This window comes from Nonomuraea sp. NPDC000554, assembly GCF_040300065.1.
GTDB lineage: Bacteria > Actinomycetota > Actinomycetes > Streptosporangiales > Streptosporangiaceae > Nonomuraea.
In genome coordinates this window covers 1-16,359 of record NZ_JBEPDC010000045.1, presented here as the reverse complement: position 1 = coordinate 16,359, position 16,359 = coordinate 1, and the positions used below count along the sequence as shown (strand labels likewise).

Sequence of the window (16,359 nt, the reverse complement as noted above, 5' to 3'; positions counted from 1 at the left end):
ACACGAATCTTCCGCGGGTGGGCGTCGGAGTCGACGTCCACCCGTTCGCATCTGGGCGCGAGCTCAACCTCGCCGGGCTGCACTGGCCGGGCGAGACGGGGCTCGCGGGCCACTCCGACGGCGACGCGGCCGCCCACGCGGCCTGCGACGCCCTGCTGACCGCCGCCGGGCTCGGTGATCTGGGCGGCCTCTTCGGCACCTCGGACCCCCGCTGGGCCGGAGCCTCGGGCGTCGCCCTGCTGGAGGAGACCGCGCGCCAGGTGCGCGCGGCGGGTTTCGAGATCGGCAACGTGGCAGTCCAGATCATCGGCAATCGGCCGAAGCTGGCCCCGCGCCGTGCGGAGGCCGAGAAGGCGCTCAGCGCCGCCCTGGGGGCCCCTGTGAGCCTCAGCGCCACCACCACCGACGGGCTTGGGCTGACCGGGCGCGGCGAGGGCGTGGCGGCCATCGCGACGGCGCTCGTCGTCAACCTTTCCTGAGAGCCTGGCGTCCTTCTTCGGGATGCGTTGAGGGTATCCCGGCGGGGTCGTGCGGTCCCGCCGCCTCATGGGGCGACGGCGGTCCGTTTCTGGCGCGGTACGGACCGCCGTCTTCCATTTGGATAGCTTTCAGATATGTCGGGTAAGTCCCCTTTGAGGCATTTGAACGTCTTCGGGGGGAGCTACACATGATCGGCGCGATTGTTTCCGCGATCGTCATCGGAGCCATCGTGGGCGCGCTCGCCCGGCTCATAGTCCCAGGCAAGCAGAACATGTCCATCGGCCTGACGTTGATAGTCGGCATCGTGGCCGCGCTCCTCGGGACGTTGATCGCCCAAGGGTTCGGCTGGGCCAACACCAAGGGCATCGACTGGATCGAACACATCCTCCAGCTCGCGCTGGCCGTGATCGGCGTCCTGATCGTGGCCCGCGTGCAGGGCGGCGGCCGAGCCGGTCGAACGGGTGGAGCCGGTGGAACGGGTGGAACCCCCGTCTGACCTGCTCGTTCGTAAAGAACAGGCATAATCGCCAAGGACGGGGTAGCGATCTCACCGTGAGAGTGAACGGCTCACCCTCATGGGGAGGTTTCTCGTCATGACAATCCAGTCCATCCTTGGCGCCATCGTGATCGGCGCAGTGATCGGCGCAATCGGTCGGCTCCTGCTCCCCGGCAGGCAGGCCATCGGGTGGATCCTCACCATCGTCGTCGGCATCGTGGCGGCCCTGCTGGGCACGCTCATCGCCCAGGTGCTCGGCGTCGCCACGACCCCCGGCATCGACTGGATAGAACTGGTGATGCAGGTCGTCCTGGCCGTCGTGGGGGTCGGTCTGGTCGCCGGGCTACGGCGCGGCAGCAGCGTCTAGACGGCGATGGAGAACGATCCCTGGTCGGGATCGCGTCGCAGGCCCGCCCGGGTGACCGGGCGGGCCTCCGCATGCCTAGTCCTCCGGGGGAACGGGGGTGCTGCGGAGCCGTCCCGAGGGGGCGTCGCCGAACGGACGGCGGTGCGGGGCCGTGTCGTCGTCCTTGGACGCCCGCGGCTCCTGCTCCTCGTCGGCGGGCTCTGGCGCGGGGTCGTCGATGACGACGGGATGCGGCTGGGTGTCGGCGTCCTTGTCGGTGACGCGGGGGTGGACGAGGACGTCGGTGGGCTTGACCCGGTCACCCCAGCGCACGGGGCGCGGCTTGGGCTGCTCCTCCGGCTCGGGCTCAGGCGCCTGCTCGGGCTCGAGGTCCTGCTCGGGTTCGAGGTCTTGTTCGGGCTCGAGGTCCTGTTCGGCTGCCTGGACGGGCTCGGCTGCCTCACGAGGCTCGGTTGCCTGGGAGGGTCCGGTTGCTTCGCGGGGTTCGGGTTCGCGGAAGGGCTCGGGCTCCTCGTCGGGTTCCGGCTCCGGGGCGGGTTCCGGACCGGGAGCGGCGGGGGCGGACCAGCGGGCGACGCGTTCGGAGATCGGCGGCGTCTCCGGGGCGGAGGTGGGGCCGGCGACCGGGGTCGCCTCCAGCGTGGGGTGGACGGTCGGCGGCAGAGACGACGCGGTGTCGAGCGGCGCCGCCTCGGCGGGATGGATGGGACGAGGCCGCGGGACCTCAGCCGTCTGGACGCGGTCGAAGGGGACGATGTCCTGCTCCGCCGGCGCTTCGACGTCCCCGACCGTGGCCGTCCTGCGCGCCTGGACCTGCTTGATGACCAGCAGCCACAGCCAGAGCGCCAGCGCCAGCATCACCCACGGCGCGACGGCCACGCCCACAGAGGCGGGCCGGACCGGGATGTCGACGCGCAGCGTCGTCGTGACGTTCACCACGGCGGCGGCCACGATGAGCAGGACCAGCACGACCGCCGCCTGCAGCCGCACCAGCAGCCGCGCGGAGCCGAGCAGCAGCACGGCGATCAGCGCGACCGCGAGCAGCGCGTCGAAGGCGGCCGGGTAGAGGTAGGCGAGGTCGGGCCTGGCCTCGCCGCGGATCGCCAGCGCGCGCAGGCCGTCGAAGGAGAGCGCGCACGCGGCCCCGGTGAGAGCGGCGACCGCGAGCCCGGCGAGGGCGATGCCCAGGCGGCGGAGCAGAGAGGGGGGAGTCACGTCCATGGCGGTCACGAGCCTACAGAAGAATGGGTCAGGAGACCGATCAAGGAGGAGAGATGGCCGAGCTTCCCGACAGCGCGCGCGTCCTTTTCGACGCGCCGAACTACGCGACCGTCACCAGCGTCAACCCCGACGGCATGCCGCAGTCGACGGTGGTGTGGGTGCGCACGGACGGCGACGACGTGCTGTTCTCCACGATCAAGGGGCGGCGCAAGCCGCGCAACTTCGCGCGCGACCCGAGGGCGAGCGTGCTGGTCATGGACCCCGCGAACCCGTTCCACTACGCCGAGGTGCGCGGCCGGGTGACCATGGAGGACGACCCGGCGGGCGACCTCATCCAGGAGCTGTCGCTGAAGTACACGGGTAAGCCGTGGGAGGAACCGCCGGGCAACGAGCGGCTGATCGTCCGGATCCGGCCGGAGAAGGTCACCTTGTACGGGTGATTATTCGACCTGTCATGGTGGCGGAGGCGTTAGCCTTGCCTTCGTGAGCCTGCACCTCTACGACACCAGTACGCGCGCCATCCGTGAATTCGTTCCGGTCGAAGCCGGCCGGGCGTCGATTTACCTGTGTGGGGCGACCGTACAGGCTCCTCCGCATATCGGGCACATTCGCTCGGGCGTCAATTTCGACGTGCTCAGGCGCTGGCTCACCCGTTCCGGATACGACGTGACGTTCTGCCGCAACGTCACCGACATCGACGACAAGATCATCAGGGTGTCCGCCGAAGAGGGCGTGCCCTGGTTCGTGGTCGCCGAGCGCAACCAGCGCGCCTTCACCTGGGCGTACGACACGCTGGGCTGCCTGCCGCCCACCGTCGAGCCCCGGGCCACCGGCCACGTCCCCGAGATGATCACGCTCATGGAGCGGCTGATCGCGGCCGGGCACGCGTACGCGTCCGGCGGCGACGTCTACTTCGACGTCCGCTCCTACGCCGACAGGTACGGCTCGCTCTCCAACCAGAAGGTGGAGAACATGCGGCCCGCCGCCGACACCGACGACGAGTCGTGCAAGCGCGACCCGCGCGACTTCGCGCTGTGGAAGGGCGAAAAGCCCGGCGAGCCGACCTGGCCCACTCCGTGGGGTCCCGGGCGTCCCGGCTGGCACCTCGAATGCTCGGCCATGGTCACCAAGTACCTCGGCCCGACCTTCGACATCCACGGAGGCGGCCTCGACCTGATCTTCCCGCACCACGAGAACGAGATCGCCCAGTCCCAGGCCGCCGGCGACGGCTTCGCCCGCTACTGGATGCACAACGGGATGCTCAAGATCGGCGCCGAGAAGATGAGCAAGTCGCTCGGCAACTCGTTGCTGATCCCGGAGATGGTGCAGAAGGTCCGTCCGGTGGAGCTGCGCTACTACCTGGCGGTGCCGCACTACCGGTCGTCCATCGAGTACTCGGAGGAGGCGCTGCAGGAGGCCGCGGCCGCCTACCAGCGCATCGAGGGCTTCGTCACCCGCGCGGCGGAGGTCATCCACGACGTCGACGCCGACGCGCCGCTGCCGCAGGCGTTCGTCGACGCGCTCAACGACGACCTCGGCACCCCGCAGGCCCTCGCCGTCGTCCACGAGGTGGTCCGCGAGGGCAACGTGGCGCTGGCGCACGGCGACAAGGAAGCGGTGGCGCGCCTGCTGGCGGAGACCCAGAACATGCTGGACGTCCTGGGCCTCGACCCCCGCTCCTCCCAGTGGCGTACGGCGGGCTCCGACCTGAAGCCGGTGGTCGACGCGCTGGTGGCGGTGGCCCTGGAGCAGCGCAAGGCGGCGCGCGACCGCAGAGACTACGCGGCGGCCGACGCGATCAGAGACCAGCTGACCGCCGCCGGCATCACCGTCGAGGACACCCCCCACGGCCCCCGCTGGGAGCTCAAGCGCTGACCTTCCGTGTCGGATGGCGGGAAGGAGCGCGTCGTCCTGGACGGCGTACCCCTTGTCCGGGTAGAGGTCGAGCTGCCCTCGTAGCCTTGGGGTTCGCCGTTGCGGCCGACGATCCGGACGCCGTTGATCTTCCGGTCGCCGAAGCCGTAGGCGTACGTGTCGCCCGGTCGGTGTCCACCTTGCCCGCGAGGACGGTCTCGGTGAGCGCCGGGCTGAGAAGCCTGTGGCCGGTCAGCGCTCGCGCGAACCTGAGCAGGTCGGCGACCGTGGAGTAAGCATGGGTTCCCGATGCGCAGTTCGTCACTCGTGTCGCGGAAGGTTGCCACCCACTGCTGGGCGCGGGGCAGCCGTTCCCCGTCCTGGCCGGCTTTCGCCTACACGGGCGCACCGCCGGCCCTGTAGACGCGGACGGCGGTGTCGGTCATGCCGACGGGCGTGAAGAGTATGCGGAGTAGGCCTGGCCGATGATCGCCCCGAGGGCGATGAATCCCGGGTTGCTGTAGTCGAACCGTGAGCCGGGCTCGAACTGAAGGGGCTCTTCGGCGACCTTCTTCATCAGGCCGTCGAGCGTGCGCGGCGGCTCGCGCCTGAGCGCGTCGCCCAGCCCGGACGTGTGGGTGGATGGTCACCCGGTCGGCGACCTCGGGGCGTGTCGTCAAAGGACAGCCTCCCCTGCTCGACGAGCTGGGGACGGCCACGGTGGTGAACATCTTGCCCAAGGAGGCGACGCAGAACCTGGTCCGCGCGGTGTTGGGGACGTGGCGCTCCCGATCCGCCAGGTCGTACCCCTGTTTCATCTGGAGCTGCCCGTCCTTCGCCACCAGTACGGTGCCGGAGAATTCCCCGGCGGCGGCCCGCTTTTTTCAGATATTCCCCAAACGCCCGCCAATTCGGTGCGTAATTCTCGGACGGCACGGAAACCGGCTTCGCGGATTCCAAGGCCTCGTCGGCGGCGTTGATCGCGGGAGCCGACGGCATCATGGTTCGGCGGCTGATGGGCATTTCCTCGACCCCATTCTGCTGACGCTGAAAAGGGCCGTACGTTATCGTTGCGCCATGCTCCAACTGTTCAGCCAATCAGTTGATCAGAGCTCGGGAGGCGGCCGGTGACGATACGCCTGCAGCTCCGTGACGCAGGCTCTGACCTGGCAGTCTTCGGCTGCTCGCCGGCCCACGAGACGCTACGCAGCCTGCACGTGCTGAACGCCGTCAAGCACCACCCGCTGCACATTTCCTGGGCGCTGCGCACGCGCGCCCGAATGTCCCCCGAACTCAAGGACGAAACAGAGAGATTCGCCTTCTGGTGCCTCGACAGGCCGCTGGTGTTCCAAGAAATCTGGCCGCAGGCCGACACCTGGTCCTGGGCGGACGAAGTGTCCGCATTACTCGCGGCCCCCATCGACCACTTCGCGGACCCGTTGATTCGTAGTGCCGTGCCAACCGGCACGGTCGGCCCCAGAATTCGCCTGGGAATGTTTCTCCGCAGCACGGATCTGCAGGAACAGGCGCTGTCACGAATCCAAACGCGGCACCCCGCGTCGCTGCCCGTCATGCGCGAACTGATCGCCGACCCCGAACGCTGCCGCGAGCGTTTCGCCGGGTTCCTGGTGTCCTACTGGCAGACCTGCATCACGCCCGACTGGCTGGCCATGGAGACCCGTCTGCGCAGCGACATCGCCCGCCGCGGGCGCGCCCTGTCACGGCGCGGCCTGCCCCGCATGCTGGAGGAACTCTCCCCCCACGTACGGCTCGACCAGAGCACCGGCGACGTGCTGATCCGGCCGCCGGGGCCGAGCGGCGACCCGCTCGACCTCACGCTCGCCGAGCAGGACCAGATCCTGCTCATACCGTCCCACTTCGTCTGGCCGGAACTCGTCGCGGCGACCCACAGGCACCGGCACGACGGCCGGTCGCGGCAGGCCGTCCTGATCATCTACGCCCTGGCCGAGATGCAGCAGGACGGCCAGGCCCCGATCCCTCCCGAACGCCTGCTCAAACTGCTGCGCTCCGCCGGCGACTCGACCCGGCTCCAGATCCTCCAACTGCTGGCCCAGCGTCCGCGCTCCACCCGGGAGATCGCCGGGCTGATCGGCCTCACCGAGGCGGCGATCTCCAAGCACCTGAAACTCCTCCAGGACGCCGGATGGGTCACGCCGGAACGGCAGAGCTACTACGTCTACTACCGCCTGGTGCGCGCGTCGCTCACCGACCTGTCACGCGGCCTCGAACAGATGCTGGCGTGATCGGGTAACCGTCGGATGCACCTGCCCGCTGTGGGCCGCCACGCCCTCGCGGCCCGCTGTGGGGCCGTCACGTCCTCGCGGTTCGCTGCGGAGCTGCTTGCCCTCGCGGCCCGTAGGGGGAGGCGTCGTGCCCTTGTGGCTCGCTGCGGGGCCGCCACGCCCTCGCCGCCCGCTGCGGGGACGTCCAGCACAACCGCTACCCGTGGTTGTAGCAGAAGAAGTATGGACGTGACTCCGTTCGCACGCAGACGGGCCGGCGTCGTGTCGGCTTCCCGGTCGCGACACACGCCGGACCCGTCGGGGCTCCTCCAGAGAGAAAGCTCCTTGAACAGGATCCGATAGCGATCAGGCTTCGTACATGCCTGCGATCGTCCACTTGATGCTGTGCGGACCGCTACCAAATGCTGTCCGATCCGGATATGTGTTTGGTCGATGCGAAACGACAGCGAGCGCGTGCTGTCGGAGTCCGGGGCTGGTCATCTCTTCGGCGCCGTTGGCCAGCAGTGCCACGTCGATGTTGCCGCGTGTGCTGGTGGAGTACGGCGCTGGACGTTTCGCCGTCTACAGCTCGGCGCCGTTGACCACCAACGCCACGTCGATGTTGCCGCGTGTGGCGTTGGAGTACGGGCAGACCTGGTGCGCGTTCCTCACCAGATCCGACGCCTGTGCAGTGTCGCCGATGGACGGCAACGTGATGTCCAGCTCGACACCCAGCTTGAACGTCCCGTTCCCGGACGGGATGAGTGACACCTTCGAGTCGACCACCGCGTCCCCGGCGTCGAGGCCCTTGCGCTGGCCGAGCATGCTCAACACTGTCGAGAAGCAGGCGGCGTACCCGATCGCGAAGAGTTGCTCCGGGTTGGTGCCGGAGCCGTCTCCGCCCATCTCCTTCGGCTGGCGGAGGTCCACTTCGAGGACGCCGTCACTGGTGCGTCCACGGCCCTGGGTGCGGCCACCGGTCACCTGTGCCTGCGCTGTGTAAAGCGGCTTCGTCACCACTATCTCCTTAACTCGGAACTTCCTGAAGTCGAATCATAGACTTCAAAAACAGGAAGTCAACGGGTTACGATCAGGAAACCTTGACGATGGCCCTGAACCCGACCATGCCCTTGGAGATGACATGGCTGAACTGAGCGTCGGCTACCTGCTCCCGACGCGCGACTGGACCCTCGACGACGGTGATCATCGCTCGCTGGTCGAGCAGGCCCGGCTGGCCGAGGTGCTGGGGTTCGACTCGGTCTGGGCGGGTGACAGCCCGGTGACCCGTCCCAGGGCCGACCCGTTGCTGGTCCTGGCCGCCGCGTCCGCCATCACGGAGCGCGTGACCCTCGGCACGGCGGTGCTGCTGCCCGCGCTGCGGCATCCCGTCCTGCTGGCCCATCAGCTCGCCTCGCTCGACCGGATCGCCGACGGACGGCTGGTCGTCGGCGTGGGCGCGGGCTTCCCGAACCCGAACACGCAGGCGCAGTTCGAGGCCGTCGGGATCGACTTCAAGCGGCGCGTCAGCCGCATGGAGGAGTCGATCGACGCGATGCGCCGGCTGTGGACGGAGGATTCCGTCACCCACGAGGGCAGGCACTTCACCTTCCACGACGTCGCCTTGGCGCCCAAGCCCGTCCAGCCGCAAGGTCCGCCGATCTGGCTCGCGGCGGGTGGCGAACAGGCCCTCAGACGGGTGGCCAGGCTGGCCGACGGCTGGCTGCCCTACCCGCCGTCCGCGCAGACCTACGCGGACGAATGGGAGCTGATCCAGAAAGAGGCACGACGCCCGATCACCCCGGCGCTCTACGCGACCGTCTGCCTCGACGACGACCCCGAACGCGCCCGCCACCGGCTCCGTACCAGCATCGAGCGTTACTACAACGCGCCGCTCGAGTTCATCGGGAGCATCCAGGCCATGTGCGCCGGTTCGGCCGGCGATGTCGCGGCGTGGCTGGGCCGGTACACGGCCGCAGGGGTCCGGCACGTGGTGATCCGGCTGGCAGTCGACGACCACCGCGCCGCCCTGCAGGAGTTCGCCGACCAGGTGTTGCCCCTGCTGCACGAGAAAGGCCGCTCATGACCACCTACGTCCTCGTGCCCGGGGCCTGGCACGGCCCCTGGGCCTGGGAGCGGGTCGTCCCGCTGCTCGAACGGTCCGGGGCGCGCGCCGTCACCCCCGACCTCACGTACGACCGCGACGCCGGACTGGACGACCACGTGGCTGAGGTGGTCGCGGCCCTGGACGCCGGCGACGGCGACGTGGTGCTCGTCGGGCACAGTTACGGCGGTTTGGTGGCACGCCAGGCGGCGGACGTCCGGCCTGTGGAGCACGTGGTGCTCGTGGATGGATGGGCGGGCCCCGACGGTTCCAGCATGTTCACACTGGCGCCTGACGCGTTCGGGAAGGCGATGCTGGCCGCTGCGGACGGCTGGCGCATCCCGCCTCCGGCCCCCGAACTCTTCGGCGTCGGGGCCCCGGAAGACGTCCGGTGGCTCAAAGAGCGCCTGCGCCCCCACCCGCTGCGTACGTTCACCGACCCGACCCGCCTCACCGGCGCCGTCGACCGGATCCCCGGCACCGGCATCCACTGCCGCCCGCAGACCTACCCGTTCGACAGGTTCGCCCAGGCCGTCGGCTACCGGACGATCTCCGTCGAAGGTCCGCACGACGTCATGCTCACCGCTCCAGAGCTCCTGGCAGGGCTGCTCCTCGACGTCCGGATGGTTCAGAATCAGGAAGCGCGAGGTTTAGAATGATGAAGTGGACCAGCGAACCTACAACCAGTACTGCGCCACCGCGCGCACCCTCGACCTCGTCGGCGAGCGCTGGACGCTGCTCATCGTCCGCGAACTCCTGACGGGGCCCAAGCGCTTCGGCGATCTGCAGAGTAGCCTTCGCGGGCTGGGTACGGGGCTGCTCGCGTCCCGGCTGAAGCATCTCGAGCGTGAGGGGCTGGTGCGCAAGGTCACGCTGCCGCCCCCAGCCCGTACGCCCGCCTACGACCTGACCGGTGCCGGCGCGGAACTCGCGCCCGCCGTGCTCGCCCTGGCCCGGTGGGGGATGAAGTGGGCCATGGGGGAGCGGCGCGAGGGCGAGGTCTTCCAGGCCGGCTGGGCGGTGCTGGGCCTGAAGGTGGCCTTCGTTCCCGAGGCGGCTGCCGGGATGCGTGCCATCTACGAGTTCCGCATCGGCGACGAGGTGTTCCACGCCCGCGTCCACGACGGGACGATCGAGATGGTCCTCGGCCCAGCGCAACAGCCCGACGGACGTATCGAGACGACGGAGGACGTCCTCGTCGACATGGCCGAAGGCCGGACGTCCCTGGTAGACGCGATCATGGACGGATCCGCCCGGGCTTCCGGCGACCGTTCCGCCCTCGACAGGCTGCACGGTTTGTTCCAGTTTCCGCGTCCCCAGGCTCGCCGGGCCTGAGGGGGCGGCGGCCCGAGTACCCTTGACACCATGGCAGCAGGGGGTAGGGCGTCAGGCAGGCCCGCGAAGAAGAAGGGCCCGTCCAAGGGCACCGGAGGGCAGGTCCGCCGAGGCCTCGAGGGCAGGGGAGCGACCCCGCCTGCCGAGATGCGCCACTGGTACAAGGACAAGGCCCGCGCCGAGCGGGTCGCCCGGGAGGAACGCGGCAGCGGCCGCCGTCCCGCCGCCGCCAGGCAGCGGCGCTCCGACGACGCGCCCGAATACATCGGCGGGCGCAACCCCGTGCTGGAGGCCCTGCTCGCAGGAGTGCCGGCCACCGCGCTGTACGTCGCCCAGCGCATCGACAACGACGACCGCGTGCGCGACTCCATCAAGATCGCCGCAGAACGTGGCATCGCGCTGCTCGAATCCACCCGCGACAAGCTCGACCGCCTCACCGAGGGGGGCGTCCACCAGGGTGTTGCCCTGCAGATCCCGGCCTACGAGTACGCGCACCCGTCGGAACTGGTCGAACTCGCCCACGACGCGGCCGAGGTGCCGCTGGTGGTGGCCCTCGACGGCGTGACAGACCCGCGCAACCTGGGCGCCATCGCCCGCTCGGCCACGGCATTCGGAGCGCACGGCCTGCTCGTCCCGGCCCGCCGCTCGGCCGGCGTCACGGGCGGCGCGTGGAAGACGTCCGCGGGCACGCTCGCCAACCTGCGCGTGGCCCGAGCGGCGAACCTCACGGCGGCGCTCAGGGAGTACCGCGAGGCAGGCATGTTCGTGATCGGCCTCGACGGCGAAGGCACCGTCGACATCGGCGACGTCGACCTGCTCACGGAACCGCTGGTGATCGTCGTCGGCTCCGAGGGCAAGGGCCTGTCGCGCCTCGTCCGCGAGCAGTGCGACGTCGTGACACGCATCCCGATGCAGGCGGCGGCGGAGTCGCTGAACGCGGGAGTGGCGGCAGGGGTGGCGTTGTACGAGGTCGCTCGTCACAGGCGTCGCTAGCGTCTACACTGATAGGCCGCGCCGACGTAGCTCAATCGGCAGAGCATCTGTCTTGTAAACAGAAGGTCAGGGGTTCGATTCCCCTCGTCGGCTCTGCAGGATGAAGCCCCTGAACTGGTGTTTCCGGTTCAGGGGCTTCATGTTTGTCAGGACAATGTCGCGATCTTGCTAACACCTTTGCTAACGGCCTACTGCGAGCGGCTCTGGTGCCGGGCGACGTTCCGTCTCGTCCAGCGGATGTACCAGTCGAGGAAGGGAACTGGCCGGGTCCAACCGCTGTACGGGAAGCCGCCGCGGTCGGCTTCGTTCCAGGGGGCGGAGGGCCACCAGTGCATCTCCTTGGCCCATCCCATCTCCGTCATCCACACCGTGCCGGCGAACTCGCCGTTCAGCGCGAGCATGCTGATCCACGAGCAGCCGTGGCCGCAAAGGAACATGGTTCCTGGCATCGGCTTGTCGAACCTCAAGATGGGTTCGATGCCTTCTGCGGCGAGAGACGGTAGACGTTGGACATCGGTTTGAGTGATGGGAAAGGGCTGCCGCGGCGAGACCTCCATGTCCGGCTCTTCCAGGAAGTACTGCTGCTCTCGCCGGGCCTCATCGACGATCCAGACCAGGTCGAGTACCGGGCCGGGACGGACACCGAGGCCGAATTCAAGGAGAAATGATCGGAACTCCTCGGGGAGAGGCGCACCGATCACCTCTTCAAGGGCTTCTACCTCGGGGGCCGGAAGGGGTGTGATCGAGGAAGCAGCGATTCGGGTCAGCTCTTCGCCAAACTCGACCAAGCTGATTTCTGATCGCATGGCATCCCCCGGCGTTCGTTACGCCGAGCAGGATAGCGTCCTATAACGCAAATAAGGACTCGCCGCCTGGTTGACGGGAGTCCTGAGATGCCAGAGGTCAAGCGCTTCTCTCGATCGTTCTTGCGAAGATATCCGCAGCTGTAGCCACTTGATCCTGGATCACATGGGCGTAGACGCGAAGGGTGATTGCCGGGTCTGCATGGCCGAGGCGGGCCGCTACGACGTGGACGGGTACGCCAGCCAGGAGAAGTGTGGTGGCGTGGATGTGACGGAGGTCGTGTAGGCGGGCATGTGGAAGTTGGGCTCCCGGGTTCTGGCTGTCGTGGGCCTCGATGAGCTTGGGCATCAGGGAACTGGGCGTATCGGGGAATAGCGGGTCTCCCCAGCCGGTCGTGAAGACGTAAGCCAACAGCCTCGTCCCCTCCGTGAACGTCGTGGTCCCCAACGACGTCGGCCGACTCCCAGCGTAAATCTCGGGAAACGCGCTGGGTGGCTCGGCGCGAGCTCGACAACTACGGCATGCACGGTTCCACGACACTTTGGACGAGCTGGGCCATGACCTGCACCGGTAGCGCCGGGTTGGCGGCCGCAGCGGATGCGATCTGAAGGTCGGCATCCTTGAGGAGCGCGAGCATCCGGGTGACGGGCAGGCGCGGATCCCGGGCCATGGCGATCCGGACGCTGCGTGCTTCGTCGTGGCTCAGCCGCTCGATGACGTCCGCGGAAGTCTGCGAATCGAGTACGACCAGGCGTCGCTCATGTGGGTGCGGGGAGTCGGCGAAGCGCGCCAGGCCTACTGTCGGGAAGTGCGGTCTGCCGGTCAGCTCGGCTTCGGAGTATCCGGCGTCGTCCAGGACCACCCGCAGTAGCAGGTCGGCCGGCGCGTCCTGATGATGTTCGGCCAGCAGCAGCCGAACCGCGTGGTCGTCGTCGCGGGCGAGCCGCTCCACCAGGTCAAGGGGGAGGTCCGGGTTGCAGGCGACGCTGCGACGCAGCACCACGTGGGCCGATTCCCCGAAGTGCTCCATGGCGGAGGCGTCGGCGAAACGGTCGCGGATCCACGGCAGCGGGACGTGCACGCGATACACGTCGGGGTCGTAGTCGATGGCGGCCCGCTGGGCTTCGGTGAGTTCCGGGCGGAGCGAGACCACCAAGCGCACACCCGGATCACGATCGGTGGACAGTTCCTCCACCAAGTCGCGGTCCAGGTAGGGATTCCCGGCAACCTTATGGCGATGCGTAGCATCATCGCTGCGCGCGTAGCTTTCAGCCAGCGGACGCGGCAGCGGCGCCTCGCCCAAGACCTGCGTCACATCGTCGCTTGCGAGGATCTCTTCGAGCAGTCCTGGATGCTCCCTGTAGCCCTTCAGTCCGGCCGCCCACCGCACCGACGGATCCGCGTCGTGCGAGAGGGCCACCCTGATATGTGCAGGCAGTCGGCCCCAGCCGGAGCACCCCGCTCTGCGTACGTCGGGTTCCGGATCCACCGCCAAGACGATCAGCGCCGGAGCGGGAGTGTGCCAGTTCTGGGCCAGTTCACAGCGAACTTCGATGCTTGGGTCGTGCGCCAGAAGGTCATAGGCGTCCTCGGTTAACGGCGTGCTCCGAGGCTGGAAGCGCCCCCATTGCGGACCTGCGGCCAGAGCCCAGCGCACATGGAGTGCAGGATCCCTCGCAAGCCTGGACCGAGTTCCCGCCGGGACGTGAGGGTTTTCGGCGAAGCACCCTCTGACCTTGGCGTCATGGTGGCCGATGAAGGTCTCCACCACCTGCTCCGGCAAATCTGCCCGCCACGCCAGATATGGCAGCGCGTCAGCCGCCACCTCCGGCTGGAGCATACGCAGCATTAACCTCGCTGGCAGCGCAGGGTTGACGGCCAGACCCGACAACGTCTTCACGTTCCTCTTCCACCTCGTCCGCCTGTCTCCGCGGTGAGCATGAACGATACCCAGACGCCTCCCCCGGAGTCCCGAGCAGCCGAGACGCCGGCTCTTCCAAGTCCATCCTGGGCCGCGCCATTACGACGGAAAGGGCCCTGTCAAGCATCAACCGTGACGGCAGCCGCGGCCACTACACGACAAAACCCGCAGCTCAGAGGCATGATAGATCAGCGTCGATGATCGCTGGATGAGAACTTTCTCTACGTCTTTAAAGGCGGCCCGCTGCGCGGCCCGCCGGGCGCGCCGGTCGGCAAGCGTGCCCGGCTGCGGCTCTTCGGCCGGTCCGGGCACGCACCGCCCTGCGCGCCCGATGGCCTGCAGAAGCGGCAAGTGAGACGGTGACAGTCGCTCCCTGCGGTCCTTGTCATGCCAACTGGGCGCTGGCCACCTGCTACCTGTCCCGCTGGACACCGTCACGAAGATCGCTCGCTACGGCACGTCGAGAGCATCCTTGCGCTTGGATGGCTTCCAAGTAAGTTCCCGTTTTCGTGGCTGAGCTAAGGGTGGGCCATCACACCGATACAGGTTGCGATCGCGCTGTGGCTGGTCACTGCACGGGGTTGAGGGCGATCGAAGGTCCGCGGCTTCGCCCCGGCCCGCCGAGCGACCAGGGTGCGCGTCTGCATACTGCTGGCGCCAGGGACCAAGCCCCATGGGATGTGCGGCTGTGCGACGGCTTGCGCGCTGGTTGTCTGTCATCCCGTTCGTCACGAACGCCACCGACCATCCCGATGCTCGTAGCTGGGTGAGGCCATGGAGGACTTGCAGGACATCCCCGGCGCAGCTCGCAGAGTGTGTTAGTCCTCGACGCCGACGATGTGCCACACGCCGTCGAGTTCCCGTTGAACCACGACGGCCCGGCGGATGCCAACTGCCTCGACCCGCCAGAAGCACACCGGCCGTATGGCGTTCGGGTGTGGCCCGCGATCATACGGCGCTACGTGGCGCGACGATGTTCGACGTGAGGCCGTATCGGGTACCTACGGGCGCGACGGAAGCAGCCTAGCCCGTCTATCGACGGGCCTCACACACCGCACCATCTCACACGAACAAAGGAGACAAAACATGTCAAAATGGACGAGCGTGTCTAAGCTCTCGGTGATACTCGAGAGCGGCTACCAGAATTGCAACATCTACACGAACGGACGGAATAGGATCGGCGTAACAATCAATATCGAACCAACCGACGAAAACGGAAATCCCATCGAGGTTGACCCCCAGCATTTAACCGCCAATTTGTGGCTCATCGACTACGTTGACGAGTCGAAACTCAACTGGAACGGCTTCTCGGGCTGGGCATATACGGACACCGCGAACGATTTCACTGCAATCCCCGGCGAGTCCGGCGAGGCCACAATCGAAGAAGGCGGGACCCAGCAGGTCACGTTCTACGTATACTGCTCGCCCGGGGTGAACCGGAAGTCGATCGGCGTCCAAGTCAGGACCGACTCTGACGATACCGTCAACAGCTCCCAAAACGGAACATACTCCAGCAAAGTCATGCTCAATCCGCGGACGGCCATAACTTACATGCGCGGGGACATCGACTGGGATTACTCGCGTACAACAACCCAATTGGGCGGCGACGCAAAGAATGTGACGACAGAGGCCTGGAACTACTATCTGTCCTTGAAGGCCGTAGATAATCACTTTGTCGCTTTCTCGGTGAGTCATTGCTTCAGCGAGGATGGTTACGACGGGTTATTCGCGTGGAACATCACTCCCGAGAGCGGATATAAGGATTTCTATGGCGGCTATGTCTGGTATCGCGAGCCGCACGACTCCGCGTATCATTCCGGGCAAGACGGGCATTTGGGGGAGATCGTCAACTTCCCCGTAGGGAATGGATGGTGCGATTACGCGAAGATCTACGACAGGCAATATCCCGAGCGGTACCTGTGCTTCACTTGGGTACACTCCACCACCGGCGGCGACGGATGGCACATCCCGAACGGGCCGCTAGATTATTGGAAGAAGTGGTTTAGGCCGAGGATTGTTGCGTACGACATGTACGGCAACACGGGCACGTTCTGGGTGGACGGGTCGGACATCACTAGTGCGCTCAAGATCTACGACCGCGAACTGTAGAACCGGGCCCGCGGTCGTCACCCGGCGGTTCGGGCACTACGGTAAGCGGCACAGGTGTGCCTTCCCGACCGACGTTGGCGCATCAGTCTTATCTCGAAACCACATCGGATAATCCGGGAAGGTACACCCCTTCCCAGCAGATCCACAGGTTTCGATCATTGCTCCAGCGTGGCTGACGACAATGCTGACGACAACGTGCTGCACCACCAGCACGCAGCGGCCAACGCATACCACCGCTCTCCCCGAGGGGAGCAGCCTCCGCCAGAGCGGTTGGTCCGCCTGAAAGCGGACGATCGCTGGCACCGCAGCCTCTGTCTCCGTGCTTCCAACCGATTACTAATATAAAACTGACGATCATCGTTGACACCTGGGTCTCCGGCCACTACGGAGATCATCTATGTCGAACCCGAGCCCCCCGCTCGACCGTGAAGCCAA

At 67.3% G+C, this 16,359-nt stretch carries 16 protein-coding genes, 1 tRNA gene and 2 pseudogenes; 12 read left to right on the top strand and 7 right to left on the bottom strand.

Features of this window, described 5'->3' with window-relative positions; genetic code table 11:
• Positions 1-17 precede the first annotated feature (17 nt).
• The 3 genes from ispF to ABT294_RS47625 all read left to right on the top strand — a co-directional run bounded on the left by ispF (position 18) and on the right by ABT294_RS47625 (position 1,343).
• Entirely contained in the window at positions 18-479 is a 462-nt protein-coding gene (gene ispF, locus ABT294_RS47635; protein WP_350813157.1) for a 2-C-methyl-D-erythritol 2,4-cyclodiphosphate synthase, read from the top strand.
• 188 nt (positions 480-667) lie between these two features.
• Complete coding sequence (locus tag ABT294_RS47630) at positions 668-976, top strand: GlsB/YeaQ/YmgE family stress response membrane protein (RefSeq protein ID WP_350813156.1); 309 nt, start codon at positions 668-670, stop codon at positions 974-976.
• Between the two features lie 97 nt (positions 977-1,073).
• The gene (locus tag ABT294_RS47625) at positions 1,074-1,343 is read left to right on the top strand and encodes a GlsB/YeaQ/YmgE family stress response membrane protein (protein WP_350813155.1); all 270 of its coding nucleotides are present in this window, start codon (positions 1,074-1,076) and stop codon (positions 1,341-1,343) included.
• 75 nt (positions 1,344-1,418) lie between these two features.
• Here ABT294_RS47625 and ABT294_RS47620 read toward each other — a convergent pair whose 3' ends face one another.
• Positions 1,419-2,564: a DUF2637 domain-containing protein gene (locus tag ABT294_RS47620; protein ID WP_350813154.1), complete on the bottom strand. Its 1,146-nt coding sequence runs from the start codon at positions 2,562-2,564 to the stop codon at positions 1,419-1,421.
• Positions 2,565-2,617: 53 nt separating this feature from the next.
• Between ABT294_RS47620 and ABT294_RS47615 the strand changes: the two genes are divergently transcribed.
• Entirely contained in the window at positions 2,618-3,004 is a 387-nt protein-coding gene (locus ABT294_RS47615) for a PPOX class F420-dependent oxidoreductase (protein WP_350813153.1), read from the top strand.
• A gap of 43 nt (positions 3,005-3,047) precedes the next feature.
• Positions 3,048-4,439 (top strand): cysteine--tRNA ligase, encoded by a 1,392-nt coding sequence (cysS, locus tag ABT294_RS47610; protein ID WP_350813152.1) that lies wholly within the window; start codon positions 3,048-3,050, stop codon positions 4,437-4,439.
• Between the two features lie 421 nt (positions 4,440-4,860).
• Here cysS and ABT294_RS47605 read toward each other — a convergent pair.
• Together ABT294_RS47605 and ABT294_RS47600 are read right to left on the bottom strand one after the other, a co-directional pair.
• Positions 4,861-5,046, bottom strand: a pseudogene (locus ABT294_RS47605) (serine hydrolase); the annotation flags it as partial.
• Positions 5,047-5,137: 91 nt separating this feature from the next.
• A pseudogene (locus ABT294_RS47600) lies at positions 5,138-5,263 on the bottom strand (serine hydrolase); the annotation flags it as partial.
• Positions 5,264-5,545: 282 nt separating this feature from the next.
• Here ABT294_RS47600 and ABT294_RS47595 point away from each other — a divergent pair.
• Positions 5,546-6,682, top strand: a complete 1,137-nt coding sequence (locus tag ABT294_RS47595) for an ArsR/SmtB family transcription factor (protein ID WP_350813151.1) — start codon at positions 5,546-5,548, stop codon at positions 6,680-6,682.
• A 561-nt stretch (positions 6,683-7,243) separates the two neighbouring features.
• On the opposite strand, the gene ABT294_RS47590 is transcribed toward ABT294_RS47595, so the two are convergent.
• A complete protein-coding gene (locus ABT294_RS47590; protein ID WP_350813150.1) occupies positions 7,244-7,678 on the bottom strand; it encodes an organic hydroperoxide resistance protein in 435 nt (144 codons plus the stop codon).
• A 124-nt stretch (positions 7,679-7,802) separates the two neighbouring features.
• On the opposite strand from ABT294_RS47590, the gene ABT294_RS47585 reads away from it, so the two are divergent.
• From ABT294_RS47585 to ABT294_RS47565, 5 genes are all read left to right on the top strand, one after another.
• The gene (locus ABT294_RS47585; RefSeq protein WP_350813149.1) at positions 7,803-8,744 is read left to right on the top strand and encodes an LLM class flavin-dependent oxidoreductase; all 942 of its coding nucleotides are present in this window, start codon (positions 7,803-7,805) and stop codon (positions 8,742-8,744) included.
• Positions 8,741-9,421, top strand: a complete 681-nt coding sequence (locus tag ABT294_RS47580; protein ID WP_350813148.1) for an alpha/beta fold hydrolase — start codon at positions 8,741-8,743, stop codon at positions 9,419-9,421. Before ABT294_RS47585 ends, ABT294_RS47580 begins: the two co-directional genes overlap by 4 nt.
• Positions 9,422-9,425: 4 nt before the next feature.
• Positions 9,426-10,097 (top strand): winged helix-turn-helix transcriptional regulator, encoded by a 672-nt coding sequence (locus ABT294_RS47575; protein WP_350813147.1) that lies wholly within the window; start codon positions 9,426-9,428, stop codon positions 10,095-10,097.
• 30 nt (positions 10,098-10,127) lie between these two features.
• Positions 10,128-11,090, top strand: a complete 963-nt coding sequence (gene rlmB / locus ABT294_RS47570; RefSeq protein WP_350813146.1) for a 23S rRNA (guanosine(2251)-2'-O)-methyltransferase RlmB — start codon at positions 10,128-10,130, stop codon at positions 11,088-11,090.
• A 20-nt stretch (positions 11,091-11,110) separates the two neighbouring features.
• Positions 11,111-11,183: transfer RNA gene (locus ABT294_RS47565), tRNA-Thr, on the top strand.
• Positions 11,184-11,278: 95 nt separating this feature from the next.
• Here the strand turns inward: ABT294_RS47565 and ABT294_RS47560 are convergent.
• From ABT294_RS47560 to ABT294_RS47550, 3 genes are all read right to left on the bottom strand, one after another.
• Entirely contained in the window at positions 11,279-11,896 is a 618-nt protein-coding gene (locus ABT294_RS47560) for an SMI1/KNR4 family protein (RefSeq protein ID WP_350813145.1), read from the bottom strand.
• 97 nt (positions 11,897-11,993) lie between these two features.
• Positions 11,994-12,242: a tyrosine-type recombinase/integrase gene (locus tag ABT294_RS47555; protein WP_350813218.1), complete on the bottom strand. Its 249-nt coding sequence runs from the start codon at positions 12,240-12,242 to the stop codon at positions 11,994-11,996.
• Positions 12,243-12,408: 166 nt separating this feature from the next.
• On the bottom strand, positions 12,409-13,794 hold the full coding sequence (locus tag ABT294_RS47550) for a hypothetical protein (RefSeq protein ID WP_350813144.1): 1,386 nt from the start codon (positions 13,792-13,794) through the stop codon (positions 12,409-12,411).
• 1,107 nt (positions 13,795-14,901) lie between these two features.
• Between ABT294_RS47550 and ABT294_RS47545 the strand changes: the two genes are divergently transcribed.
• Complete coding sequence (locus ABT294_RS47545) at positions 14,902-15,924, top strand: hypothetical protein (protein WP_350813143.1); 1,023 nt, start codon at positions 14,902-14,904, stop codon at positions 15,922-15,924.
• Positions 15,925-16,359: the final 435 nt, after the last annotated feature.